Here is a 24819-nt window from a genome sequence, read left to right as displayed (position 1 = left end):
GGGAGAAAGTCCGAAAAACAGTCTGAAAACAGTTCGCGCGGCCCTGTCCATACCTTCAGAAGCAGAAGTGCGGGTAGGTTCCGCTGCTCCGAAGTATTGCCCACGTGCGGAGCGGTTCGGAGAATATCCGGGGCGTATAGGACGAATCAATAGGGACGCTCGCCGAAAATCCCTATCTTTGCCGAAAACCACTCTGCAACAACGATGATTAGCACCTTATTCAGTTCTACTATCTTCGTCCTCTTTATCATTATTGCGCTCGGCTTTATCGTCGGACGCATCAGTATCAAAGGCATTACGCTCGACGTCTCGGCCGTCATCTTTGTCGCCCTGCTCTTCGGCCATTTCGGTATCGTTGTACCTGCCGAACTCGGGAATTTCGGGATGATCCTCTTCATCTTCGCCATCGGCATACAGGCCGGGCCCGGTTTCTTCAGCACCTTCAAAAGCAAAGGCAAAACCCTCGCCGGGATCGCTACCGTGCTGGTGCTGACGGCTGCCATCGTGGCGCTGGTCATGAAATACGTTTTCGGACTCAACGCTCCCGATACGGCCGGTCTGCTGGCCGGTGCGTTGACCAGTACGCCCGGTTTGGCCACGGCACGCGAAATTACGGGTGACAACGCGGCCATCTCGTACGGTATTGCCTATCCGTTCGGGGTGATCGGCGTTATCCTGTTCGTGAAACTCCTGCCCCGCATCCTGAAGATCGACGTCAAACAGGAGGAGGCCAAACTCAATGCCGACCAAAAAGAGCTCAATCCCGATATTGTCGCCCGGGCATACGAAGTGTCGAATCCGCTGATTATCGGCCGTCAGTTGCAGGATATTAAGTTGCGCCTCAATACCGGTGCCGTGATTTCGCGCATTCGCCGCGGCGAGGAGTCGATCCTGCCCAAAGCCACGACCGTACTGCAGGCCGGCGACCGCATCAAGGCGGTCGGTACGCCAGCCTCACACGAGAAGGTCCGGGAGTTTGTCGGCCGACAGCTCGAGGGGGAACTCCCCTTCGGCAAGAACGTCGAATTGCAGACCGGACTTGTGACGGCCCGCCCGGTCATCAACCAGACGCTGGGCAGCCTCAATCTGCAACAGAATTTCCACTGTGTCGTCACCCGGGTGCGTCGGTCGGGGATCGACCTGTCGCCCTCGCCGTCGCTGACGCTCAAGTTCGGCGATAAACTGACCCTGGTCGGAAGCAAGGATACCATGGACGAGGTGCTCGGGCTGATCGGTAACGACAGTAAACGCATCTCGGATACCGATTTCCTCCCCATCGCACTGGGTATTGCGTTGGGAGTAGTGGTCGGGCAGATCTCGCTTTCGTTCTCGGACAGTTTTACCTTCTCGTTCGGGTTGACCGGTGGCGTACTGCTGACGGCTCTGGTGCTCAGCGCCATCGGTAAGACCGGGCCGGTGATCTGGACCATGTCCGGTTCGGCCAATCAGTTGCTCCGTCAGCTGGGGCTGCTGCTCTTCCTGGCCAATGTGGGTACGGCGGCCGGGCAGGGGCTGGTCGATACGTTCCGTGACAGTGGATGGTCGTTGTTCATCAGCGGCTTCTTTATTACCCTGCTGCCGATGATTGTGGCCACGCTGGTTGCGCGATATTTCTTCCGGATCAATATTTTGGACCTGCTGGGTACCCTGACCGGGGGGATGACCAGTACGCCCGGTTTGGCAGCGGCCGACTCGATGGCAGACAGCAGTGCAGTGAGTGTGGCCTATGCGACGGTTTATCCCGTGGCGATGGTGTTGTTGATTATCTGTATTCAGATTGTGTCGATGATCGTTGCCTGATAGCGGCAGGGGCCCCTCCTTCTACCGCAAACGGTCGACGACCTACCGTTTAGGATGCGCAGCATCCGCCGAAAAGTTCTTTGGGTCCCTTTCTTCCAAGAAAGGGACGGTTCCATACAGGATATAATAAATATTCGAGCCGTACGAGACTACCTCGCCAAGCCCCGCAAGCGGTTTTTATGTTCTGTATATGACTGCCGTTTTTTAATTGCGTTTTCCTCGCACTACTTCGCCGAACCTCGCAAGCGGTTTTGCGAACAGTATAGGACTGCCGCTTTTTAACTGCGTTTTCCTCGCACTACCTCGCCAAACCCCGCAAGCGGTATTTGGTCTTGGCACGTTGCTCGGTTGTAAAAAGCGGCACCAAAAACTTTTGAGATGGCTGCCTCTACCCAATCGGTCAGTGACCCGCCTTTAGGATGCGTAGCATCCGCTGAAAAGTTCTTTGGGGGTCCCTTTCTTCCAAGAAAGGGACGGTTGCCTGCGGGTAGCCACCTCCAACCCTATCGAAAAATTATGGCCAAACTAAAAAAAAGCTACTTCTGTACCGCCTGTGGTAATGAATCTCCCAAGTGGGTCGGCAAATGCCCCGCCTGTGGAGCATGGAACACCTATACCGAAGAGCTCGTTGCAGCCAAGAGTAACCCCCTCACGACCAATAACGCCTTCGGGCTCAGCACATCCGGCGACCGTAACCGGCCGATTCCCGTAACCGAAGTGCGCCAAAGTACCGTTCAACGCATCGACCTGCTCAACCACGAATTCAATCGCGTACTCGGCGGCGGACTTGTCCCCGGATCGCTCGTGCTGCTCGGCGGCGAGCCCGGTATCGGCAAATCCACGCTGGCCCTTCAGGTGGCCGTACGTTTGACCGGGGTGCCCATTCTCTACGTTTCCGGCGAGGAGAGCCCCGAGCAGATCAAAATGCGCGCCGACCGGATCGGCATTCAGAACGAACAGTGTCTGCTGCTCAGCGAGACCTCGCTCGAGAACATCATCACGCGGCTGACCGAGACCGCCCCCCGGATCGTTGTGATCGACTCGATCCAGACCCTCTATTCCGAGCGGGTCGAGTCCTCGCCCGGCAGCGTCAGCCAGATCCGCGAGTGCGCCGCCATGTTGCTCAAATATGCCAAAGAGAGCAACGTCCCCGTGCTGATCATCGGCCACATCACCAAAGACGGCGCCATTGCCGGTCCCAAGATCCTGGAACACATCGTCGATGTCGTGTTTCAGTTCGAGGGTGACAGCAACAACGCCTATCGTATCCTGCGCAGCATCAAAAACCGTTTCGGGGCGACCAACGAGATCGGCGTGTTCGAGATGCGCAACGACGGTCTGCGCGAAGTCGACAACCCCTCCGAAATACTCGTCTCGCACTACGACCAGCCCCTGAGCGGCATCGCCATCGGCGCCACCATCGAGGGGATCCGCCCCTTCCTGCTCGAAACGCAGGCCCTGGTCAGCACCTCGGCCTATGGCACCCCGCAGCGGTCGGCCACCGGTGTCGACTACAAACGGCTCACCATGCTGCTGGCCGTGCTCGAAAAGCGCCTCGGCTTCCAGCTCGGCACCAAAGACATCTTCCTGAACCTGGCCGGCGGGTTCCGCATCAGCGATACGGGGCTCGATCTGGCCATCATTGCCGCCATCATCTCCTCCGGCCTCGACATCGCATTGGATGCCGACATCTGTTTTGCCGGTGAAGTCGGTCTCTCGGGCGAAGTGCGCCCTGCTTCCAAAACCGAACAGCGCGTCTCGGAAGCTGCCCGTCTCGGGTTCCGCACCATTGTCGTCTCCGGATACGCCCGCGCAGCGCTGCGCAACGCTCCCAAAGGAATCGAAATCATCTACGTCAACCGGGTCGATGAACTGGCTCGTCAGGTATTTGGCAACCGCTCGTAAGCGGCTGCCGGTGCAGTCGGGTGTACGTTCCGGTGTTTTTCCGGGCGGAAAGCGAGGTGGCCGAAGCGGAGACGGAGCGCTTTACCGGACTGACCGAAAGATCGGAACCGGTCGTTGACAAACTTTTCGTAAATTTGTCAGAACAACAGATTTCGTCGAGCCATGAAACGATACTGCCCCCACCTGTTCAGCTATTCGCGTCGACCGAGCAACCCGATCCGCATCGGCAGCCACCTGATTCTCGGTGGCGACGCCCCGATCGTCGTACAGTCGATGACCACCACCAACACGGCCGACGTCGAGGCATCGGCCCAGCAGGTGCTGCGCATAGCCGCCGCCGGAGCCGAAATGGTGCGGCTCACCGCACCCGGACGGACCGAAGCCGAACGGCTGCTCACCATCCGCCGGCGTGTGGAGGAGCAGGAGTGTTACGTTCCGCTGGTGGCCGACGTCCATTTTAACCCGCAGGTGGCCCTGATCGCCGCACAGTATGTCAGCAAAGTGCGCATCAATCCCGGCAACTTCATTGACCGACGTGCTACCTTCAAACACCTCGAATATACCGACGCGGAGTATGCCGCCGAGCTCGAACGGCTGCGCGTGCAGCTCACCGCGCTGATCGAAGAGTGCAAATACTACAACACGGTGCTCCGTATCGGCGTGAACCACGGTTCGCTCTCCGACCGGATCATGTCGCGCTACGGCGACACGACGGATGGAATGGTCGAGTCGGCCATGGAATTTCTGCGTGTCTGCCGGGCCGAGAACTTCGACCGCGTGGTGATCTCGATGAAGTCGAGCAATACGCGCGTCATGGTCGAAGCCTATCGCAAACTCGTCGTACAGATGGACAGCGAGGGGATGCACTACCCGCTCCACCTGGGGGTGACCGAAGCCGGCGAAGGCGAAGAGGGACGCATCCGGTCGGCCGTGGGCATCGGCGCCCTGCTGGCCGACGGCATCGGTGACACGATCCGGGTGTCGCTGACCGAACCGCCTGAAAACGAAATCCGTCCGGCTCGCATCTTGGCCGACTACTTTACCGGTCGCGAGATGCACAACTATATCCCTGTGAATGACGACCCGATTCCGTATGATCCCTACAACTATGCCCGTCGGGAGACGTTTCCCGTGACTTGGCAGGGGGTGACCATCGGGGGTGGTGCTCCGCCCGTGGTGATCGGCAACCGCGAAGCCGGTGCCGACATCGCTCCCGACGCCTTCTCACTGGTGACCCCTTCGCGCGCCATGCAAGGGCGCGACAACGGAACCGGTTGGATTGCCTGTACGCTGGAGCACCTGACGCCCGAGTTCCTGGGGTGGTTGGAGGCCCATCCCGACCGAATTCTGGTGCTTGTGTCGGAAAACTTGCACTGGGTGGGCGAGATTCGCGCCTGCTTCGTGCAACTGATGCGGCACAATGTGAAGAACCCGGTCATCATGAGCCGCTGCTATGCCGAGAAATCTCTCGAACAGCTCCAACTCTATGCCGCAGCCGACTTCGGTGCTTTGCTGATCGACGGTTTCGGCGACGGGGTGTGGATCGTCAACGAAGTGTTCGAAACGGCATATGATGAAGACGCCGCCGGACGTTTGATATCCACCGAACGCAACGTGACGCCCGATTTCGACCTGACTTCGCTCTCGTTCTCGATCCTTCAGGCAGCCCGGGCCCGGATCTCCCGGACCGAGATCATCTCCTGCCCCGGCTGTGGACGGACCCTCTTCGAACTGCAGGGTGTGGCCCGCGCCGTCAAGGAGCGTTTCGGCCACTATCCCGGTCTGAAGATAGCCGTGATGGGGTGTATCGTGAACGGACCCGGCGAGATGGCCGATGCCGACTTCGGCTATGTCGGTTCCGGTCACGGTGTGGTGACCCTCTACCGGGGCAAGGAGGTCGTCGAACGCAACATTCCGCAGGAGGGGGCGCTCGAACGGCTGGAACAACTGATTAACGAAAGTTTACGCTAAATTTAGAACCATACAGAGAGGAAATGACCCAAGAAGAAGTGCTCGATCTGCTCAAAGGGGTGAAGCACCCGGAGCAGGATAAGGATATCGTATCGCTGGGCATGGTCGAGGGGGTGACGATCGATCCGGCGGGAGCCGTCCGTTTCACCCTCAAGCTGACCAAGCCGCGCGACCCGATGGCGGGTTCGATCCGTCGTGCGGCCGAAGCGATTTTGCAACAGGCTACCGGTGTGATGCCGGTCATCGTGGTTTCGGAACCGCTGCCGCCCGACTCGAAAGCCGCCAAACAGCAGACCATGCGCGAAAAGAGCCAGTTGAACGGCATCGGACAGGTGATCGCCGTGGCCTCGGGCAAAGGGGGTGTCGGGAAAAGCACCGTGACGGCCAACCTGGCCGTGGCCCTGGCTGCCGAAGGCTACCGCGTGGGGGTGTTGGATGCCGACATCTACGGCCCGTCGATGCCCAAAATGTTCGGGGTCGAGGAGTATAAGCCGGTGGCCGAGATTGCCGAAGACGGTTCCGACCTGGAGTATATCGTTCCGGCCGAAGCCTACGGCGTGAAGGTGATGTCGATCGGATTCTTCATCTCGAACAGCGATGCGCTGGTATGGCGCGGCCCGATGGCGACCAATGCGTTGCGTCAGCTGCTGCACCAGACGGCGTGGGGCGAACTGGACTTTCTGCTGATCGACCTGCCGCCGGGAACGGGCGACCTGCACCTGACGATCGTCGGCGAGCTGAAGCTCTCCGGTGCCGTTATCGTCAGCACGCCGCAGGAGGTGGCGCTGCTCGACGTGGTGCGCGGGATCGCGATGTTCCGCAACGAGCATGTGAACGTGCCGATTCGGGGTATTGTCGAAAACATGGCCTGGTTTACGCCTGCCGAACTGCCCGAAAACAAATATTATATCTTCGGACCGGCAGGTCCTGAGGGGCGTGTGGCCGCACTCGCTGCCGAACAGGGAGTGCCGTTCCTGGGCTCGGTGCCGCTGGTGCAGGCGATCGCCGAAGGGGGTGACTCCGGCGAACCGATCGCTTCGCGCGATTCGGTGACCGGCGAGGCATTCCGCGAACTGGCTCGTGCGTTGGCCCGATAACGGGAGCGTGGATCGATTTTCGGCCGGCGGCCGGATGGGACTGCGTCTTTTCCGTCGCGATTGGTTCGCCCGCTGTTTTATGCCGCAGGGCGGATGTCGCGGGAGGCGGGAGACCGACTGCCGTCGGGCTGCCAGCATTCCGAACCAAGAACCGTAAAATCAATGAAGCCGGGGATGAAATCATTGTGATTTCATCCCCGGCTTTCTGTGTTCGGTAAGGACAAGGAATGGGAATACATGCCCGTGAGGATACGGGGTGTGAACGGTTGGGGGCTGCAGTGGGGAGTTGAAAAATAGTGGTCGGCGGTGGGGCGGACTTCTCGGTCGGTGTGCAGACCCATGGGAAAAGACCCGATAACTGGATTCAAAAAACACCCCGGCCGGGCCAACGTCCCGACCGGGGTGTTCTGTTTTTATCGTCTGAGGGAGTACCCTATTTGTTCGGAATGATCTCGTAGATATCCATAGCGCCTTCGAGTACGATGGTCGTGGCACCCGGTGCAACGGTGATCTTTTGGAACGGATTGTTGACAACCGTTTGGGCTACGACGGCTCCGTTGGCGTCCAGCTGTTTGATGCTTTGGCTGCCCGCGGCGGCGGGTGCCAGCAGCAGCGTGTAACCGGTGGTGCCGGGGGCGATGCCGAACGTCAGCGTGCCCTGGTTGGCGAACGAAGTGCCGGGGTTTTTGTCGAACACGTACAGCGTGTTGCCCGAGTCGGAGGCTTCGACCGTAAAACCGAGTTTGTCGAGGCTGACGGGATTCACCTCGAACGAACGGACGGCAGCCCAGTTGCTGCGGGTCGATTCGAGACGTTTGAGGCGCACGTAACGAGCCTGGACCGGTTCGCCTTTCCAGCGGATGACGTACTGTTTTTCTAGTTCGTCGGTCAGAGCCGTCCAGTTGCGTCCGTCGGCCGAGTATTCGACAACGGCGTGGTCGAAATAGTCGACGTCGTCTTTCGAGTTGCGTCCCTGGAGGATCAGAATCTCGTCCACCGGCTGGGCGGCTCCCAGGTCGGCGCCGATCCAGCTACCCTCTTTCTGCGATACGCCGGAGGTGTAGAAGGTGGTGGAGTCGTTGTCGAACATCAGCTTGGTCTGGATGCCGAACGAGTTGCCGAACGAGCCGATCCCTTTGGGAGCGGCCGGCAGTTGGCCGGTGATCTTGGTGTAGTAGGCGGCCAGCAGGTCGTCCATCGTGTTTTCGTAGAAGGGCTGGAGCTTCATGGTGCCCGATTTGTGGGCGGCATAGGCTTTCCGGTCTTCGGCGCTCATCATGTTCTGGACGTAGGCGGGCCAGAAGGCGGCCAGGTCGCCCGATTCGTAGAGCTTGATCAGTTCGAGGGCTTTTCGGCCGCGGGTGCCGAGTTTGCCGAATTCGACGAGCCACGGACGGAGCTCCTTGAGCAGCAGTTCGTTGTCGCAGTTTGCTTCCATCTGGGTCGGTACCTGCTCGATCTTCTGGAACTCTTTCAGCAGGGCGTCGTACTGTTCGGGGGTGTAGCGGTCGATGGTGAAGGTTTCGGTCTCCCACGATTCGGAACGGCGGTAGCCGGTCTCGGTGTCGCAGGAGTGGATGGCGAAGGTACGGTAAGCCTCTTTGGCTTTGGGGGCGAGTTCGACGATGCCGCGTTCCCAGTTGTCGATGGGGTTATAGGCGGCGGTGTTCCAGGCGTAGTCGGCCACGCCGTAGAGGGCCAGTTTCGAGGCTTCGCCGTGTTCCATCGGGTTGCTGGCCAGTCCGTACACCTCGTTGGAGGTGAGGCTGGTGTCCAGACCGTAGACCGGACCCTGCATGATGATGTGGCGGACGTAGTCGGTCACCGGGTAGTTCCACCAGTAGTAGCCGGGGCGCTGGATGCGGGAGTTGAGCCACTCCATGGTTTCGGGGGTGAGGTCGGTGCAGACGGCGTCGCCGGTCCAGAAGACGGCCACGGAGGGGTCGAGGGTGCGCCCGTAGACGCTCAGACTACCCTGCGGAGTGGGGTTGGCCCACAGTTTGGAGTAGTCGGTGGGGCAGACCACCAGCGGAGCCACGTCGCCTTTGGCCTTCACGAATTCGTTGGTCAGGCGGTTGAGCAGTTCGACCTGTTTGACGGGGTTGGTCCCCTCGCCGGAGATGTCGTCGAAGAAGATGGCGAAGGCGCGCACGCCCAGCGCATACATCATTTCGAACTTGTTCAGCAGGTTGTTATAGTCCTCTTCGTTCCATTTGATGTCCTGTCCGGGGTGGATGGCCCACACGAATTCGACGTAGTTGCGGTTGCAGGCTTCGACCAGTTCGCGGATGTTCTGGGCCTCTTTTTCGGGATAGGGCTGACGCCAGTTGGGGCAGCTGTGGTAGGGGTCGTCTTTGGGGCCGTAGAGGTAGCTGTTCAGCTTGAAGCGGCCGTAGAAGTCGATCAGCGAGAGGCGCACCTGGTGTGACCAGGGGGTGCCGTAGAAACCTTCCACGACGCCGCGTTTCTTCAGGTCGGGGTAGTCGTTGACGGTCAGCCAGGGGAGTTGTCCGTTGGCCGAGATCGGGCTTTCGACGATCTGGCGCAGGGTTTGGATGCCGTAGAAGGCGCCGCGTTCGTCGTAGCCGGTGATGGTGATGCCTTTGGAGCCGATGCTGAGGGCGTAGGCGCCGGAACGATCCTTCACGCCGGCATTGGCGGCGGCTTTTTCGCCGAAGTTAACGGTCACCTTGACGCCCGATTTGGCGGCGGTGAGGAAGTCGAAGTAGTCGGCGAATTTCTTCTGCTTGTCGATCAGGCGGATGCCGGCCGAGACGTCGAGGGTGCCGCTTTTGTCCAGGGTCAGCTGGTGGGGGGTGGGGTTGATGATAAGCCCGCCGTGGTCCACGATGTGGCCGGGCACCTTCAGCACGTCTTGTGCTTCGGCGCGCTGGCTCGACAGGTCGAAATCATTTTCTTGGGCCGCGAGGTTGCCCCAGGCAAAGATGCCGGCGGCCAGGGCGGTCAGTAGGATTCGCTTTTTTGCCATTGTTTTGTTCGCTATTGCTTGTATAGTAATGTTTTAGGTGTTTTGTCCGTCGGACGCTATGCGTTTTTCTCCGACAAGATAGCATTTTAATTCGGTTTGGCCTCTGTTCGCGGGCGTAACGCTGCTGATGGCGCAGCCGTTCCATGCGATTTCCGGGGGTGGCAATTCCCGGAGGTGACACGACGGGACGATACCGGGCGCGGAGGATGGGCAGGATGGCGGGTGGCAGTGCTGGTGTTACTCTCAAAGTTAGGGAGTGCGGCAGTTGAAAAAATTGTCGTGCGGCAAATTCGGCTTTCGTGTCGCTCTCCGAGGCGTTCCGCTCTGTCGCGGCGGCTTCGGCTCTTTGTATTCGTTTCCGATGAGCGTTCTGCTTTTACTCTTCACTGCCTTTTGTGGGCGTCGGCGAGGTGGTGTTTGGTGGTCGGTCACCGGGAGGAGGGCTGTTATTTGGCTTTTTCGAAGGTGAACCACTCCAGATTCATCAGGTCGATATCTTTCGAAAGGGTCGGGTCGGCCGAGCGGAAAACCAGTACCAGGGCGTGTTTGCCGCTCACGCTCTTGACGTCGGTCTGATGGATGGCATAGGCGGTTTCGCCCGCCATCGCCTTGACCGGGCAGGTGCCGATCAGTTCGCCGTCGGGCGAGTCGAGGCGAATCTCGATTGTTCCGGCCTGGCTGGGGCCCCAGGTCTTGCAGACGAAGCGGTTCACGTCGCAGCCGGTGAAGTCGTAGTATTTCCAGTAGGCGTGGTCGCCGTCACGGATCGCTCCGAGGTATTCGACCGGGATGTCGTGGGCGGGTCGGCGTACGGCCACCATTACGTTGCCCGACATCAGGCAGGCGCGGGCGGCGTCCATCCGCAGCAGGGGCGAGATCGGGCCGCCGATGCCCTGGGTCGTCATTTCGACCTCCTGAATCGTGCCGTCGGGGTTGAAGGTGATCGGTTCGAGGCACGCCTTGCGCATCGTTTGCGAAGCGTGGGTGGGACGGTGGTAGGCCACATACCACTGGCCGTCGATCTCGACGATGCAGCCGTGGTTGTTGACCAGGTTGCGGCCGCTGCCCCAGTTGTCGATAATCACGCCGCGGTAGGTGTAGGGGCCCAGCGGCGAGGTCGAGGTGGCATAGTTCAGCGTGGCGCAGTTCGACTCGCCGTGGCGCTGGTGACCGCCGTAGACGTAGTAGTAGATGCCGTTCCGTTTGCGGACCGAACTGGCTTCGTTGAAGGCGTGAGTTTCGTAGGTCAGCAGGCTGTCGTGGATCGGCCCTTCGATCGAACGCATGTCGGCGCTCAGTTTGGCTCCTTTGGCGTAGGCCTGTCCCCAGAAGAGATAGGCCTGGCCGTCGTCGTCGATGAAGACGGAGGGGTCGATGCCCGAGATGCCTTCGATGGCGCGTCCGTCGACAAACGGACCGTAGGGCGAGTCGGAGACGGCCACCCCTTCGTCCTTGCCTCCGCCGGCCAGACAGTAGTAGAGGTAGTATTTGCCGTTATGATGGATGCAGTCCGGCGCGTAGAGAATCTGTTCCGTGTAGTCGGTCTGTTTACCGGTGCCGTGGGTGGCGAACGAACACTGTTCGACGTTCCAGTGGACCAGGTCCGAGGTCGAGAGCACGTTGTAGGACTGCGAACAGTAGGCGTTTTGCGGTTCGTCGCGCGAACCGTAGAGGTAGATGCGTCCGTCGGGCATCTGGCGGATTTCGGGGTCGGCGATGTAGAGGCCGGGAGGGGCGATCGGGTTGAGCATGCGGGTGGTGGCCGTACCGGCTGTCGCTTGAGTGTTGCGATCGGAATTGCCGGTGGCCGTGCAGCTACTGAGCAGACTGACAGCCAGCAGACTGCCGAGAATCGGGAGCAGGGTGGCGTGTTTCATGGTTCAGAGTGGGTTTGTTATTGTTTTTAGTACAGTATTTGGGTCGACGATCAGACATCCACCCCATGTGGGGCGGCAGGAGGGGTCCGGGCGGGGCGGTTCATTGAAGCGCGGCCGGAGCGCGGTTTGCGGCGGATACTTTTGTTACGGTGTCGTGGGCGGCGGGTCACACGGTCTCGGAGGAGGCGGGGGCTCCTTCGGGGGTGGAACCGATAGGGGGGCTTATCCTTTGGGCTGTTCGCGGTAGTCGGTTGGCGAGATGCCCATCTCCTTGCGGAACAGGCGCGAGAAGTAAAAGCAGTCGTCGATGCCGACTTTGTGGCAGATTTGGTTGATTTTCATGTGGGTTTGATCGAGCAGGCGGCAGGCCATCTGGATGCGGAGCTGGTTCAGGCAGGCGATGGGGGTCTGGCCGGTGCGGGCGCTGAAGAGGCTGACGAAGTGCGAGGGCGAGTATCCTACCTGTGCGGCGATTTCGCCGACGGTCAGTTTACGTTCGATGTTGCGCTTCATGAAGAGGATGGCTGTATCGACGATGTCGTTCTGGAGCGACGTCTCGCGTTGGCCGACGAACTGGCGGGCGTAGCGGAACGAGGCCAGCAGGTGGTGGAGTACGGCCGAGGCGTAGTGGAGGTTGTCGTTGCCGTAGCCCCACTCCAGCGTGCGGAAGATCGTCTCGAACAGGTCGATGCGGTCGTTGGTGTCTGCCTCGGCCGGAGGGGCCACCTCGCACGGGACGCCGAGCCCGTTGCCATACTGCGGGGCCATCGTGCCGCCGAAATGGATCCAGTAGATTGTCCATGGAGCCTGCCGGTCGGCACCGTAGGCGTGGGGAATGCCCGGCGGCAGAATGAAAAACTGGTTGCGCGAGACGGTGTGGCTCCGGCCCTGGAGCGAGAATTGGCCCCGCCCCTCGGTACAGTAGATCAGAATGTACTGGTTGATGGGGGTGGTGCGTTCGCGGTAGTGGTTCCGTGCACAGGGATAGTGGCCGATGTCGGTGATGTACAGGGCTGCCAGCTGCGGATCCTGGCCGAACTCCCGAACCAGCGGATCGGGCAGGACCAGGGCGCGTTCGCCGGCGAATCCGTCTTTCTGTTTTTGCATGGCAGGCTTGCAGATGGTCTCTTTTTACAAATGAAACTCTTTTCCGGCGATAAATCAAGACTTGTTCGTAAAATAATCCATTGAATAAACGGGATTATCTATTGCATACCGAAGCGAATACCCCTTAATTTGTACAATAAGCATACGCGGCTTTTTCCGTGCCGGTCCGGGGAGGTTTGGATTGTTCCTGTGGAGTAGATGCTGGATAGGCTCGCTCGGGGGTGGAAATCGCTCCGGGGCGGTAATCCGCTCGAATCTGGAATAACGGATCGACAGGAAGCCGTATGACGCGTGTGTTTTGTAATTTTGAACGAGGTCGGGCTGTCGGGGTTCCGTAGAAGCGGACCTGCCCGTGGGCCGGCCGATGGATTTCACCTTCAACCTTGTACACGAAATGATGATGAAACGTAAATTCGGACTGTTGTGTCTGCTTTGTTCGACCCTCTTCCCGTTGCAGGCGAAAGAGAAACCGCAGGCCGTGTCGTTGGCCGGCGAGTGGCAGGTGCGCCTTGATCCGGACAGCAGCGGCGTCAGCCGCGGGTATTTCCGCCTGGAAAACGGACAGCCGATCCGGTTGCCCGGCACCCTGGACGAGGCCGGTTACGGCACCCCGACCGAAGGCTCGGACTACGGGATTCTGACCCGTCGCTACAAATACACCGGGCCGGCCTGGTACGTGCGGCAGATCGACGTTCCGCGCGAATGGGCCGACCGTGAACTCGAACTCTATCTTGAGCGGGTCATGTGGCAGTCCGAAGTGTGGCTCGACGGCGAACGCATCGACACGCAGGACGGCCTCGGAACACCCCATACCCACCGGCTCGGCCGGCTCTCGGCCGGCCCCCATACGTTGGCCGTGCGGGTCAACAACGACATGATCTACAACATCGGGGACAAAGGGCACAGCTACGGTGAGTATACCCAGATCATCTGGAACGGCATGATTGGCCGGATCGAACTGCGTCCCGTCTCGCCCTTCGGGCAGATCCGTCTGTGGCCCGACGGCAAGGCCGGTCGGCTCCGCATTACGGCCGACGTGGCCCCCGATGCCGGCAAGGTGCGTTACCGGCTGACCGAAACGGCCTCCGGGCGGCGCGTCCCGTTCCGGGTCGAGTCATCCGACCGGAGCGGTGCGACGCTCCAACTGCTCGAACCGGCCCGCACGTGGGACGAGTTCACCCCCTTCCTTTATACGCTGGAGATGGAGGCCGACGGCCGCAGCGAACGGCGTACGTTCGGTTTCCGGACACTGGAGGGGCGCGACGCCAAGATTCGTATCAACGACCGTCCGGTCTTCCTGCGCGGCAACCTCGACTGCGTGCACTTCCCGCTGACCGGTTACCCCTCGTGCGACCAGGCCGAGTGGGAGCGTATCTTCTCCATCTACAAGGCCCACGGGCTGAACCACGTCCGGTTCCACTCGTGGTGTCCGCCGGAGGCCGCTTTCGCCGCAGCCGACAAACTCGGTATCTACATCCAGGCCGAGGTGCTCTGGATCGACTGGTGGATGTCGGTCATCAACCCCGAACGTCCCGAAATGACTACCCGCGGCCTGCCTAAAGGGCTGGGCCACAACCCATCGGCCGATGCCTTTGTTCCGGCCGAGATGCGGCGGATGCTCGATGCCTACGGCAACCACCCCTCCTTCACGATGCTTTGCGTCGGCAACGAGCTGGGCAATTCCGATTTCGGGGTGATGCAGCGCTGGATCGACTCGCTGGAGCGCGAAGACCCGCGCCGCCTCTATGCCGTGTCGACTGCCCGGCAGGTGACCCCTGTCGATCAGTATATGGTGACGCACCACTATCCCGGGGCCGGGAATACCTACGGCCTCTCGGGTGAAGGGACGATGGACGACTGGGAGTCGACCTACTCCAAAACGGCCATCCCCACCATTGCTCACGAACTGGGACAGTATCCCGTCTATCCGCTCTGGAGCGAGATTGACAAATATACCGGTGTGCTCGAGGCACGCAATCTGGAGGAGTTGCGCCAGCTGGCCCGCACCAACGGGGTCGAGGCGATGGACTCGTTGTTCCATGCCGCGAGCGGCGCGTTGCAGACCCTCCTCTACAAGGCTCATATCGAAAAACTGCTCCGTACCCCCTCGTGCGCCGGGTACCAGTTGCTGAGCATGACCGACTATTCGGGTCAGGGCGAAGCGCTGGTCGGATGGCTCGATTCGTTCTGGGATTCGAAGGGGATCGTCACTCCGGAGACCTACCGCCAGTACGGCGGTGCCGTTGTCCCGCTGGCCCGTTTCGACCGCTACGTGTGGCGCAGCGGCGAGACCTTCACCGCTTCGATCGAGACGGCCAACTATGGTACCGAAACCCTTGCCGGGCCCGTGGTGTGGAGTCTGGCTGCCCCGGGCGATACGCTCGGCAGCGGGCGGCTCTCCGGGCCGGCCATCGAAACCGGAGGTCTGCGGAACTGCGGCCGGATCGAACTGCCGCTGAACCGGGTTACCCAGGCCGGGAGATATACCCTCACCGTGTCGATCGAAGGGACTCCCTACCTGAACGAGTGGAATCTCTGGGTCTATCCGACCCCCGGGGCGGTTGAGGCCGATGTGCTGGTGACCGATACGCTCGACGCTGCGGCGCGTCAGCGGCTCGCCGAGGGCGGACGCGTGTTGCTGCTGGCCCATCGGGCCGGAAACGACCGCACGACCACTCCGCTGGCCTTCACACCGCTCTTCTGGTCGAACTCCTTCTTCCCCGGACAGGCCACCAAAACGCTCGGCTTCTATATCGATTCGACCCACCGTGCGTTGGAGGCCTTCCCGACGGCTTCGCACAGCGACTGGCAGTGGAAACCGCTCTCCAGCGGACGTGCTTTCGTTATCAACGACTATCCGCAGCTGACGCCCGTTGTGCAGCCCATCAGCGATTTCCATATCAACGACCGGCTGGCCTCCCTTTTCGAATGTCGGGTGGGCGACGGACGGCTGATGGTCTGCGGCCATGACTTGACGGGCGATTCGCCGGCTGTCGAACAGTTGAAATACAGTCTGTTGCGCTACATGTCCGGCGCGTCGTTCGATCCGTCGGCCCGGCTGACGCTGGCCGAGCTGGAGACGCTGCTGGGGGTAGGCCCGGTGGCCGAACCTGCGGCCGGTGTGCGTTACGAGGTGGTGTGCGATGGCAAGAAGGTCGCTCAGGGCCCCTGGGTCGGCCGTGAAATTGAGGTGACGATGGCTACGCCGAACGGGATTCTGGCCGACTTGCAGTTGGTCTTCGACGGCGACGCTCCGAAAGGGATGCTGGAGGTCGAAGGGCGCAAGAGCGAACTGACTGCGAACGAGGCTTCGCTGTTTGTGATGCGCGAGGATACGAACGACGGGCGGGTGGTCTTCCGAGCCGTGGCCGCGCCGGGCGCGAAACTGACCCTCAAACGGATCGAACTGGTGGCCCGATAGCCTTTGGGGGCATCTCCGGGCGGTTCCCCGACCTGTGCGGCTGGGCTTGTCCCTGTTCGCCCCTGCTGCCCCTGTTCGGCCTTGTCCGCTCCTCTTCGACTTTGAAACGACAAACCAAACTCTACCCAATATGATGAAACGATGGATTGTATCGGCCGGTGCGGCGTTGGCGTCGCTGCTGCCTGCGGCGGCCCAAACGGTGCTGACGGGCGGCGGTGAGCTGAATCCCGACCTGAAAACGTCGGCCGAAGCTTTGAAAAAATGGCAGGACCTGCGGGTCGGCATGTGTGTCCACTGGGGACCGTCGTCGCTCAGCGGCAAGGAGATCGGCTGGAGCCGCGGCACTTCGGTGCCGGTAACGACCTATGACAGCCTCTACCTGCGCTTCAACCCCGAGCGGTTCGACGCTGACGAGTGGTGCCGGCTGATGAAGCGTTGGGGCATGCGTTACCTCTCGCCCACGTCGCGCCACCACGACGGTTTCGCCATCTGGTTCTCGGACTACTCGGAGTACGACATGGAGAATACGCCGGCCAAACGCGACCTGATGGCCGAGATGAAGGAGGCGTGCGACCGCCACGGCATCATGTTCGGGGCCTACTACTCCAATCTGGACTGGTACCACCCTGACTGGGCTCCGTACAGCCACGGCGGCCCGGGACCGCTCTTCCCCAAACAGGAGGACAGCCCGAACCTCACGCGCTATTTCGAGTATATGGCCAACCAGGTGTGCGAGCTGATCGACAAGTACGACCTGGCCTTCATTCAGTTCGACGGCGAGTGGGATGCGACCTATACGCATGAGGTGGGGTCGGCCATGTACCGCCGTTTCCACACCCGCAAACCGGACATTCTGCTCAACTCGCGGGTGGATATCGGTCGCCGCATGGCCGGTGCCGGCAACCACATCGACATGGATGGCCGCAAATATGCGGGCGACTTTCAGGACCGCGAGCGTCTTGTCAACGAGGGAAACAACGTGACGGTGTGGGGCGACCACCCGTGGCAGGCGTGGGTGACGATCGACCGGTCGCAGTGGTCCTACAACCCGACGCCGCAGCTGATGACAGCGGCCGAACTGGTGCGCGATATGGTCAGCATCGTCGGCAGCAACGGAAACTACATGATTAACCTGGGCCCGCGGCCGGACGGTACGTTCGAGCCGGGGCAGATCGCGCTGATGGATACGCTGGGCATGTGGCTGAAGCGTTACGGCGATGCAATCTACGGCACGCGCGGTGGCCCCTACTACCCCTATGAGGGCGGTGTGAGCACGCGTCACGGCAATCGGGCCTGGTTGTTGGTGACCGATCCGGAGGTGCAGACGCTCGAACTGCCGAATCCCCCGCAGCGGCTGGTGGCTGCCCGCAACAGGGTGTCGGGTGGCAAGGTGCCTTTTACGGTGTCGGGAGCGACGACCCGTTTCGAGTTGCCGGAAGCCTCGGCGGATGTGCCGGTGCGTGTGATCGAACTCCGTTTCGACGGGCCGGTCGAGATGTCTCCGCGTCCGAAGGAGTAGTCGGTTGGGCCCCGCGGTTGTCTGAAGGCGGTTCTGTCGACAATTTTGGTTGATGGCCGATACGGGGCGTAACGGAAAGATTGGATATGGGTTCGGCCCGGTGCAATACCGGGCCGAACCTGTTTTTTGTATGCGGTTGGTTTTATGGGGTTGCCGGTGGAGGGTGGTTTCCGTTGCGACCGGAGGAAAACCTTTTTAATAGAAGGTATAGTCTGTTTTTGTGGAAGATGGGGAAGGAATGGACCGAATGTTGGATGTACGGTTAGGTGAATATGCGATGGGCAATAAGGAATTCAGGATTCTCGGCTTGAAAGGTTAGGAGCGATACTTGGTAAAGCTGTGTTATGGCCGGCGGAGCAGGGCTCTAACGAAATGCTCGAATGAAAAACTCCAGTGAAGAGTTCCGACGAAATGTTCAAGTGACAGGGCTATAAGAAATGGTCTAGTGAAAAGCTTTCCGGATAGCGATATGATGACAGCGGGGTGTATGGATCGTGTGAATCCATACACCCCGCTGGGGCTTTCGTTCGTATCGGAAGGGGAACGTGAGGGCGTTCGGCTTGGTGGAATGCGGTCTCCGGTTTCCAGTTGCCGGTTATCAGTCGCCTGTTCCCCGTTCGGGCCTCTCTGCATGGGGCGGAACCGGGTGTATTGGCGTCTCTTACCTTCGGCCTGCTTTCGGTCGCTTCCGGTTGCTCCCGATTCGTTTTCGGTTGATTCTGGCTGCTTACGTCAGTCCTTGGCCGCTTCTGATACTTGCAGCCAACTCCTGGCCGCTCCGACTCAGCCTATTCGATGACGTACCAGGTGTAGCCGCCGGCCGGAATAGTGACGGTCAGGGTCACGGAGTAATCACGGTCGAGCTTGTAGGTTTTCGGTTTGCCTTCGGCCTCACGGATGCGGGCTTTGTCGGTCAGACCGGTATAGTAGAGCGGTACGCGGATCGTGCGGGTGATTTCACGGTCGGTCGGGTTGAAGAACATGGCCAGCCCTTTCTGCGGCTCGTCGGGGTTGACGTGCAGCAGACCGTCCCAGTCACGGGCGTCCGGACGGCGCAGGTGGATGATGTCGCTGTTGAGGATGCGACGGTATTTCTTGTACCAGTCGATCACCTCGATCACGGTAGCCTTGGTCTCCGGAGTGTCGTACAGGCGCGGACCGCGGTAGCAGGCCTGAACCCCTGCGCCGTAGTTTTGCACCATGTGGGTCTTGTATTCGTAAAGGTGCTGGCTCAGCGGTTCGAGCGTGGCAGCCGCACCGCCACCTTGGTATTCGACCAGCGGCACGAAGCTCCAGCACGACGAGGCCATGCGGTCCCACGTGCAGTCGTAGTTGAGCTGACGGGCGTGGATAATCTGGCGGTCACGCGGCAACGACCAGTTGACTTCGCGGTAACCGATGCCGACCTTGGTCGAACCGTTCAGGAAGTAGAAGTCGGGCACGTTGATGTAGATGCCCTGGCTGCACATCCAGTGGTAGAGGTCGGTGATCTTGTGGAACTGGTTCCACTGCGAGTCGTTCAGCCCTTTGTGGTGGGTGTGGGTCGTCGAGGCGCAGACGTCGCCCGGGTAGGAGCCGTCGTGCTCAAAGCAGCGCATGCCGGTGCGTTCGAAGAAGGTGCGGATGCGGTCGAAGTATTCATAACCCCAGTCGCTGCACAGGCAGGGCGAGCTGCCGAAGCGGGCGCCGCCGCGTTTGCCGGTGGCCGGGTTGATCACGTCGACGCTGTCGCTGATCCAGCGGCTGGCCAACAGCGAGTAGCAGCCCATTTCGATTCCTTTGCTGGTGGCGTAGTCCACCATCGATTTCCATTTGGCGATGTTCTGGGCCGAGGTGTCTTCGGCGTTGAGGCCCGACCCGAAGCTGATGATAATCATTTCGTAGCCGGTCGAGTCACACTGGTCGACGGCGCGGCGGATGACGTCGGGATCGGATGAGGTCAGGTGCATGAAGATCGGGTTCTGCGAGGCCCACGGTGCGATGGTGCGGTACATGCGGCGTTTGAAGAGCCCCTTGCGCTCGCGGTCGTCGCTGTCGAAGGGCATCTCCAGCACGCTGAACGAACGGAAGGTGTCGCCCGAGCGGACGGCCTGGTCGGGACCGATCGGCGGTGCCACCTCCAGGATGCAGAGCGTCTGGAGCATGTAGTTGCGTTGCGAGGTGTAACGCGGGTCTTCGACCCAGCGCTCGGTGATGTCGGTTTGAGGTTCGAAGAATTCGCCGCCGCAGGCGTAGTCGCTCTCGATGTGGATGTTGGGCAGGCGGAACTTGGTGGGATCACCGCCACCCGGCGATTCGGGTTCGGCAAAGGCGAGGTATTCGAGCTGGAAGGCGTCCACGTTGACCGGCACCGGCGAGTCGTTGTGCAGGGCGAAGCTCTTGCGCAGCACGGGGATGCGGTCGTAGATCGTGTAGCTCAGCTCGACGGTGACGTCGTGCAGTTCACCCTGGCCGCGGAGGGTGAAGGTGAGGGTCTGGCCGGTGGGGTTTTCGGTGTTGAGTGCCCAGCGGTTGCGGTTCCACGGCAGAATTTCGGCCACGGGTCGCAGTTCGAAGTCTTCGACCAGGAACGAGCCGGGAATGGTGGTCATTTCGTCCAGCCAGTCGCGTTTCAGGTAGCCGCGTTCGGGCTGCCCTTCGAGTCCGCCGAGGGTGTACTGGCGGCCGTCGAGGGTGATGGTCCCTTCGCTGCTCACGGCGCGGATCATGCTCTCACCGGTCATGCGGTTGATGATGTCCACCGTGGCGAGGTTCGGCACGATGCGGAACTCGCGGGCCACCATGCCGTTGGCCAGAATCACCCCTTTGCGGTCGGCGGTGGCGTAGAGGGCGGTCTTCGAGGCGGTGGGGTTGATCAGCCAGTCGTAGGGGGTGATGCCGTAGGGCAGCTCCAGTTGGGGAAGGGCGTTGATCTTGTTTTCGAGTTTCTGGCGCACGTCGTCGGCCAGTGCGGGGCCTTCGCCGCTGAAGCCGGCATCGACACTCTCGGGTTGGGTGCCGTCGTATTCGATGCGGGGATCGATCCACAGGGCGTGGTCACCGCTCGGACCGTCACTGGTGGGTTCGACGGTCAACTCCAGCAGTCCTACGCCCTTGAGCGGGATGTCGATCTCGGCCGGGGCCTGACCGTTGCCGATCGTGGCGCTGCGGTAGAGCTCCTTGCCGTCGCCGCGCACGACGAATACGGCCGAACCGGGCGATACCTTGCCGTCCGTACCCTCCAGACCGGCAAATTGTTTGGTATCCTGTTGGGTGGTGAAGTAGAGTTTGGTCCCGTTGACCAGCGCGATGGAGGTCAGATCCGGAGAGAAGTAGTCGATCGGGTTGTCGGCGATTCCGACGCGGGCCGTGAAGCGGGTGGCGGCACGGTGAAGGTCGATCTTGATGGTCGAGGGGCTGTGGACGCCGATCGATTGGGGATAGAGTGTCCCGGCAACGGCGGCCGGGACGCCGTTTACGGCTTTTCCGACGGTAGCGATACCGTACTCCTGACGGGCTTTGGTCAGGTCGGCGTTGGTCAGGCTGAAGGTCTGTTGGGCCTGAACCGTGAGGGCAGTGGCCGCCAGACAGCCGGCGGCGAGCAGTGTTTTAAACTTCATTGAGTATTTGGGGTGTATAGGGGTTAGTCGTGTTCGGGGCTCTCCGGCGGGGAGAGCGGTGCTTTCGGCAGGGGTCGTTTTCGAACGGGATGTCGCGGGGCGGCGGGGATGAGCGTGTTTCCGGAGACGGGAAACGAGGCGGGGTGCCTCTGAGTCTCTGAGCCTGTGCGGGGCGTTATCTGTCCGAGGTGACGGTTGCGAAAAAGCGACTTTCGCAAAGGTATCGCAATCATTATAAATAGGCAAAGCGATTATGTGAAATTTTACACAATTTGTAAAATGGTTTTGTCCGTCGGTGTTGCTGCATCCGAGTGGTGTAGTCGCTTCGGCAGAGTGGTGGCAGATTGAAAGAATGAACAATAAGTCGGTTTGCGTAAGTCTGTCCGTCTCGCGAGGAAATGGATATGACTGCCCGCAGCCCGGGGCGGTTGCCTGCGGAGGCGGGCACGTCGGGGGGCAAAGATGTCGGAAACCTCCCTGCACTGAGGCTTTTTCGGGCGGGATACGCGGTTTTAAAGAAAAATTGTATATTTGCATCCGTAACACGCTGAGGCGTGTGTACCGGACGGCTCCGTAGTTCAATGGATAGAATTTCAGATTCCGGTTCTGACGATATGGGTTCGAATCCCGTCGGGGTCACTTTTTTTGATCGAAGCTCCTGCCTCTTTTCACGAAGACGCGGGAGTTTTTGTTTGTCGGTCGCTCTCCCCTGTCCGTGGCCGGTCCGTCGTTGGCGGTCGCAGGCCGGTAGGGGCAGGTGAAGAGCGCTGCGTTTGTCGGAGTTAATAGTTTCGCACCATGCTGAAGATTTTTGCTGTCATGTGTCTGGGCGTCGTGCTGGGTTGGTTGACGCGTCGCTTTCCCCATCCGCGACGGGTAGCGACGCGGGCGGTGACTGCTGCCATTCTGTTGCTGATGGTCTTTCTCGGGACGGAGGTCGGCGGGAATGAACTGGTGCTTCGCCACCTCGGAACCATCGGTATCACGGCAATCTTGCTGGGGATCGGTGCCGTTGGCGGGGTGTTGACGGGGGCTCGGCTGCTGTGGCGTTACAGCTTCGGTGCGGTGGCGCCGAAGGCTCCCGAACCGGAGGACGCTTCGTCCGAAAATGCCGGTGGCGGCAATCACTTCAGCCTGGTGATCGTGGGGACGTTCGTGGCGGGGATCCTGCTGGGGGTCTTTACGCCGGCGGCCCGGTGGTTTGCGAGCTGGCCGCTGGCCATGTGGGCGTTGTACCTGCTGGTGCTGGCGGTGGGAATCACCATCGGCAGCGATACGGCGACGCTGCGCAGTGTGATCCATCAGCCCAAACGCAGCCTGCTGGTGCCGCTGGTGACGATTCTTGGCTCGTGGGTCGGGGTGACGGCCATGTGGGCGTTGCTGCAGCTGATCGGGCTGCGGCCGATGTTGTGGTCGGATGCAATGGCGGTGGGCTCCGGGCAGGGTTACTATTCGCTGTCGGGGGTGCTGCTGGCCGAGCTGCGCGGGCCGGAGGTGGGAACCATCGGCCTGCTGGCCAATATCACGCGTGAGATGCTGACGGTGGTGGGTGCGGCGTGGATGGTGAAGCACTTTTCGCCACTGGGCCCGATCTGTTCGGGTGGGGCGACGACGGTCGATGTTTCGCTGCCAGCGATTTTGAGGTATTGCGGTCCGCAGTATTTGGCTTTGGCGGTGTTGCAGGGGGTGATTGCGGATCTATCGGTGCCGTTCATGGTCCCCTTCTTCGCGGGACTGGCCGGTTAGGTTGTCGGTATTTGCTTCGTCAATGGGTGTGTTATGCTCAGACTTATCAGGCTTATATAGAATGGGCGGCATCTGTGAATTGGCGCTCCTTTGCCGTATGGTCCTGAAAATCATTCAATTGTTTTTTTGAATACCTACGATCCTGATACTATAACGGTTTGACACCGGCAGTCTTTTCGATAGGGATCGATCAACGTCTTTGGCCCGTCTCCGTATACCCCCTTTGGCCTTTCTGTCTCGGCAGGTGCTGTGCGAATAAAAAGAAATCGGGTCGATCTCCCATGAGAGATCGACCCGATCTATTAATTCAAAGGCTTCTGCTTCGGCAGCGATTATTTGCGGATGGCTGCTACGCCGGGCAGTTCTTTGCCTTCCATGTATTCGAGCAGTGCACCGCCACCGGTCGAGACGTAGCTGACTTTGTCGGCCAGACCGAATTTGTTGATGCAGGCTACGGAATCACCACCGCCGATGAGCGAGTAGGCACCGTTAGCGGTAGCTTCAACGATGGCATCAGCGATGGCTTTCGAACCTTCGGCGAAGGTGTCGAATTCGAATACGCCGACGGGACCGTTCCAGAGGATGGTTTTCGAATCTTTGATGACTTTCTGGAATTTGGCTGCGGTTTTGGGACCTACGTCCATGCCTTCCCAGCCGTCGGGGATGTCGTTGGCGGGGCAGATCTGGGTGTTGGCGTCGTTGCTGAATGCGTCGCCGCATTTGGCGTCTTCGGCCAGTACGAGGTTCACGCCCAGTTTCTTGGCTTTTTCGATGATGTTCAGTGCGGTGTCGAACTGATCTTTTTCGCAGATCGAGTTACCGATTTTACCGCCCTGTGCGGCCATGAAGGTATAGGTCATACCGCCGCCGAGGATCAGGTTGTCGACTTTCTCCATCAGCGATTCGATGATGGTGATTTTGGTCGATACTTTCGAGCCGCCGAGGATAGCGGTGAAGGGTTTTTGCGGAGCCTGGAGCACGCCGTCGATGGCTTTGAGCTCGCCTTCCATGATGTAGCCGAACATTTTGTCAGTGGGGAAGTATTCGGCGATCAGTGCGGTCGAAGCGTGAGCGCGGTGTGCGGTACCGAAGGCGTCGTTGATGTAGCAGTCGGCGTACGAAGCCAGTTTTTTGGTGAACTCTTTCTGCGATTCTTTCACTTTGGCTTTGGCTGCTTTCTTTTCCTCGTCGGTAGCGTCTTCTTTCAGACCGCGGGGTTTGCCTTCTTCTTCGGCGTAGAAGCGGAGGTTTTCGAGCAGGAGCACTTCACCCGGTTTGAGGGCAGCAGCTTTTTCGGCTGCTTCGGCACCCATGCAGTCGCCGGCGAAGTCGATCTTCTGGCCGAGGAGTTTTTCGATGGTCGGGATGATGTGTTTGAGCGAGAATTTATCTTCCGGACCCTTCGGGCGTCCCAGGTGCGACATCAGGATCACCGAGCCGCCACCGGCCAGTACTTTTTTGATGGTCGGGATAGCCGCGCGGATGCGGGTATCGTCGGTTACGTTGAAGTCTGCGTCCAGCGGCACGTTGAAGTCTACGCGGATAATCGCCCGTTTGCCTGCGAAATTGTAGGTGTCGATTGATTGCTGCATGGTTGTCGTTTTAGGTATGTTGTTTTTCGTGATGATTTGTCAGTGAATGATTGTTAGCTGATTCACAACGACAAAGATATGGATATTTTCGGAGATTGCTAAAATATTTGCAAAAGTTTGTCGCCCCGGAGGGGCTTTTCGGAGGGTCGGGGCCGGAATCGGGGGGTGGAAATCGAGCATCCGGCAGGTACGCAGG

The 24819-nt window shown here is 60.1% G+C and carries 12 protein-coding genes and 1 tRNA gene; 8 read left to right on the top strand and 5 right to left on the bottom strand.

Going from position 1 to position 24819, the window contains the following annotated elements:
* Window positions 1-204 precede the first annotated feature (204 nt).
* The 4 genes from BQ5379_RS06915 (at window position 205) to BQ5379_RS06900 (ending at window position 6773) form a co-directional block, all read left to right on the top strand.
* A complete protein-coding gene (locus BQ5379_RS06915; RefSeq protein ID WP_071134760.1) occupies window positions 205-1800 on the top strand; it encodes an aspartate:alanine exchanger family transporter in 1596 nt (531 codons plus the stop codon).
* A gap of 516 nt (window positions 1801-2316) precedes the next feature.
* Window positions 2317-3705, top strand: coding sequence for a DNA repair protein RadA (gene radA, locus BQ5379_RS06910; protein WP_071134759.1), 1389 nt, complete (start codon window positions 2317-2319; stop codon window positions 3703-3705).
* 162 nt (window positions 3706-3867) lie between these two features.
* Window positions 3868-5676 (top strand): (E)-4-hydroxy-3-methylbut-2-enyl-diphosphate synthase, encoded by a 1809-nt coding sequence (ispG, locus tag BQ5379_RS06905; protein ID WP_071134758.1) that lies wholly within the window; start codon window positions 3868-3870, stop codon window positions 5674-5676.
* A 23-nt stretch (window positions 5677-5699) separates the two neighbouring features.
* A complete protein-coding gene (locus BQ5379_RS06900; protein WP_071134757.1) occupies window positions 5700-6773 on the top strand; it encodes an Mrp/NBP35 family ATP-binding protein in 1074 nt (357 codons plus the stop codon).
* 433 nt (window positions 6774-7206) lie between these two features.
* On the opposite strand, the gene BQ5379_RS06895 is transcribed toward BQ5379_RS06900, so the two are convergent.
* The 3 genes from BQ5379_RS06895 to BQ5379_RS06885 form a co-directional block, all read right to left on the bottom strand.
* Window positions 7207-9762, bottom strand: coding sequence for a glycoside hydrolase family 84 protein (locus BQ5379_RS06895; RefSeq protein ID WP_071134756.1), 2556 nt, complete (start codon window positions 9760-9762; stop codon window positions 7207-7209).
* A gap of 446 nt (window positions 9763-10208) precedes the next feature.
* Window positions 10209-11639, bottom strand: a complete 1431-nt coding sequence (locus BQ5379_RS06890; RefSeq protein WP_071134755.1) for a family 43 glycosylhydrolase — start codon at window positions 11637-11639, stop codon at window positions 10209-10211.
* 222 nt (window positions 11640-11861) lie between these two features.
* The gene (locus tag BQ5379_RS06885) at window positions 11862-12746 is read right to left on the bottom strand and encodes an AraC family transcriptional regulator (RefSeq protein ID WP_071134754.1); all 885 of its coding nucleotides are present in this window, start codon (window positions 12744-12746) and stop codon (window positions 11862-11864) included.
* A 397-nt stretch (window positions 12747-13143) separates the two neighbouring features.
* Between BQ5379_RS06885 and BQ5379_RS06880 the strand changes: the two genes are divergently transcribed.
* Window positions 13144-16167, top strand: a complete 3024-nt coding sequence (locus BQ5379_RS06880; RefSeq protein WP_205408196.1) for a glycoside hydrolase family 2 TIM barrel-domain containing protein — start codon at window positions 13144-13146, stop codon at window positions 16165-16167.
* A 133-nt stretch (window positions 16168-16300) separates the two neighbouring features.
* A complete protein-coding gene (locus tag BQ5379_RS06875) occupies window positions 16301-17686 on the top strand; it encodes an alpha-L-fucosidase (RefSeq protein ID WP_159431227.1) in 1386 nt (461 codons plus the stop codon).
* A gap of 788 nt (window positions 17687-18474) precedes the next feature.
* Here the strand turns inward: BQ5379_RS06875 and BQ5379_RS06870 are convergent.
* Window positions 18475-21285, bottom strand: a complete 2811-nt coding sequence (locus BQ5379_RS06870; protein ID WP_071134752.1) for an NPCBM/NEW2 domain-containing protein — start codon at window positions 21283-21285, stop codon at window positions 18475-18477.
* Between the two features lie 567 nt (window positions 21286-21852).
* Between BQ5379_RS06870 and BQ5379_RS06865 the strand changes: the two genes are divergently transcribed.
* A tRNA-Arg gene (locus BQ5379_RS06865) sits at window positions 21853-21924 on the top strand.
* Window positions 21925-22176: 252 nt separating this feature from the next.
* Window positions 22177-23031 carry a LysO family transporter gene (locus tag BQ5379_RS11030; protein WP_159431226.1) on the top strand — a complete coding sequence of 285 codons (855 nt, stop codon included), beginning with the start codon at window positions 22177-22179 and terminating at the stop codon, window positions 23029-23031.
* A 332-nt stretch (window positions 23032-23363) separates the two neighbouring features.
* On the opposite strand, the gene BQ5379_RS06855 is transcribed toward BQ5379_RS11030, so the two are convergent.
* Window positions 23364-24623: a phosphoglycerate kinase gene (locus BQ5379_RS06855; RefSeq protein ID WP_071134751.1), complete on the bottom strand. Its 1260-nt coding sequence runs from the start codon at window positions 24621-24623 to the stop codon at window positions 23364-23366.
* Window positions 24624-24819 lie beyond the last annotated feature (196 nt).

Source organism: Millionella massiliensis (assembly GCF_900104655.1).
GTDB lineage: Bacteria > Bacteroidota > Bacteroidia > Bacteroidales > Rikenellaceae > Rikenella > Rikenella massiliensis.
The sequence above is the reverse complement of the archived record's forward strand: the minus strand, read 5'-3'. Positions and strand labels throughout refer to the sequence as shown.

Excerpts from the sequence above, each read along its gene's own strand:
- BQ5379_RS06915 (WP_071134760.1), top strand. The coding sequence starts at position 205 with ATGATTAGCACCTTATTCAGTTCTACTATCTTCGTCCTCTTTATCATT.
- radA (WP_071134759.1), top strand. The coding sequence starts at position 2,317 with ATGGCCAAACTAAAAAAAAGCTACTTCTGTACCGCCTGTGGTAATGAA.
- ispG (WP_071134758.1), top strand. The coding sequence starts at position 3,868 with ATGAAACGATACTGCCCCCACCTGTTCAGCTATTCGCGTCGACCGAGC.
- BQ5379_RS06900 (WP_071134757.1), top strand. The coding sequence starts at position 5,700 with ATGACCCAAGAAGAAGTGCTCGATCTGCTCAAAGGGGTGAAGCACCCG.
- BQ5379_RS06895 (WP_071134756.1), bottom strand. The coding sequence starts at position 9,762 with ATGGCAAAAAAGCGAATCCTACTGACCGCCCTGGCCGCCGGCATCTTT.
- BQ5379_RS06890 (WP_071134755.1), bottom strand. The coding sequence starts at position 11,639 with ATGAAACACGCCACCCTGCTCCCGATTCTCGGCAGTCTGCTGGCTGTC.
- BQ5379_RS06885 (WP_071134754.1), bottom strand. The coding sequence starts at position 12,746 with ATGCAAAAACAGAAAGACGGATTCGCCGGCGAACGCGCCCTGGTCCTG.
- BQ5379_RS06880 (WP_205408196.1), top strand. The coding sequence starts at position 13,144 with ATGATGAAACGTAAATTCGGACTGTTGTGTCTGCTTTGTTCGACCCTC.
- BQ5379_RS06875 (WP_159431227.1), top strand. The coding sequence starts at position 16,301 with ATGAAACGATGGATTGTATCGGCCGGTGCGGCGTTGGCGTCGCTGCTG.
- BQ5379_RS06870 (WP_071134752.1), bottom strand. The coding sequence starts at position 21,285 with ATGAAGTTTAAAACACTGCTCGCCGCCGGCTGTCTGGCGGCCACTGCC.
- BQ5379_RS06855 (WP_071134751.1), bottom strand. The coding sequence starts at position 24,623 with ATGCAGCAATCAATCGACACCTACAATTTCGCAGGCAAACGGGCGATT.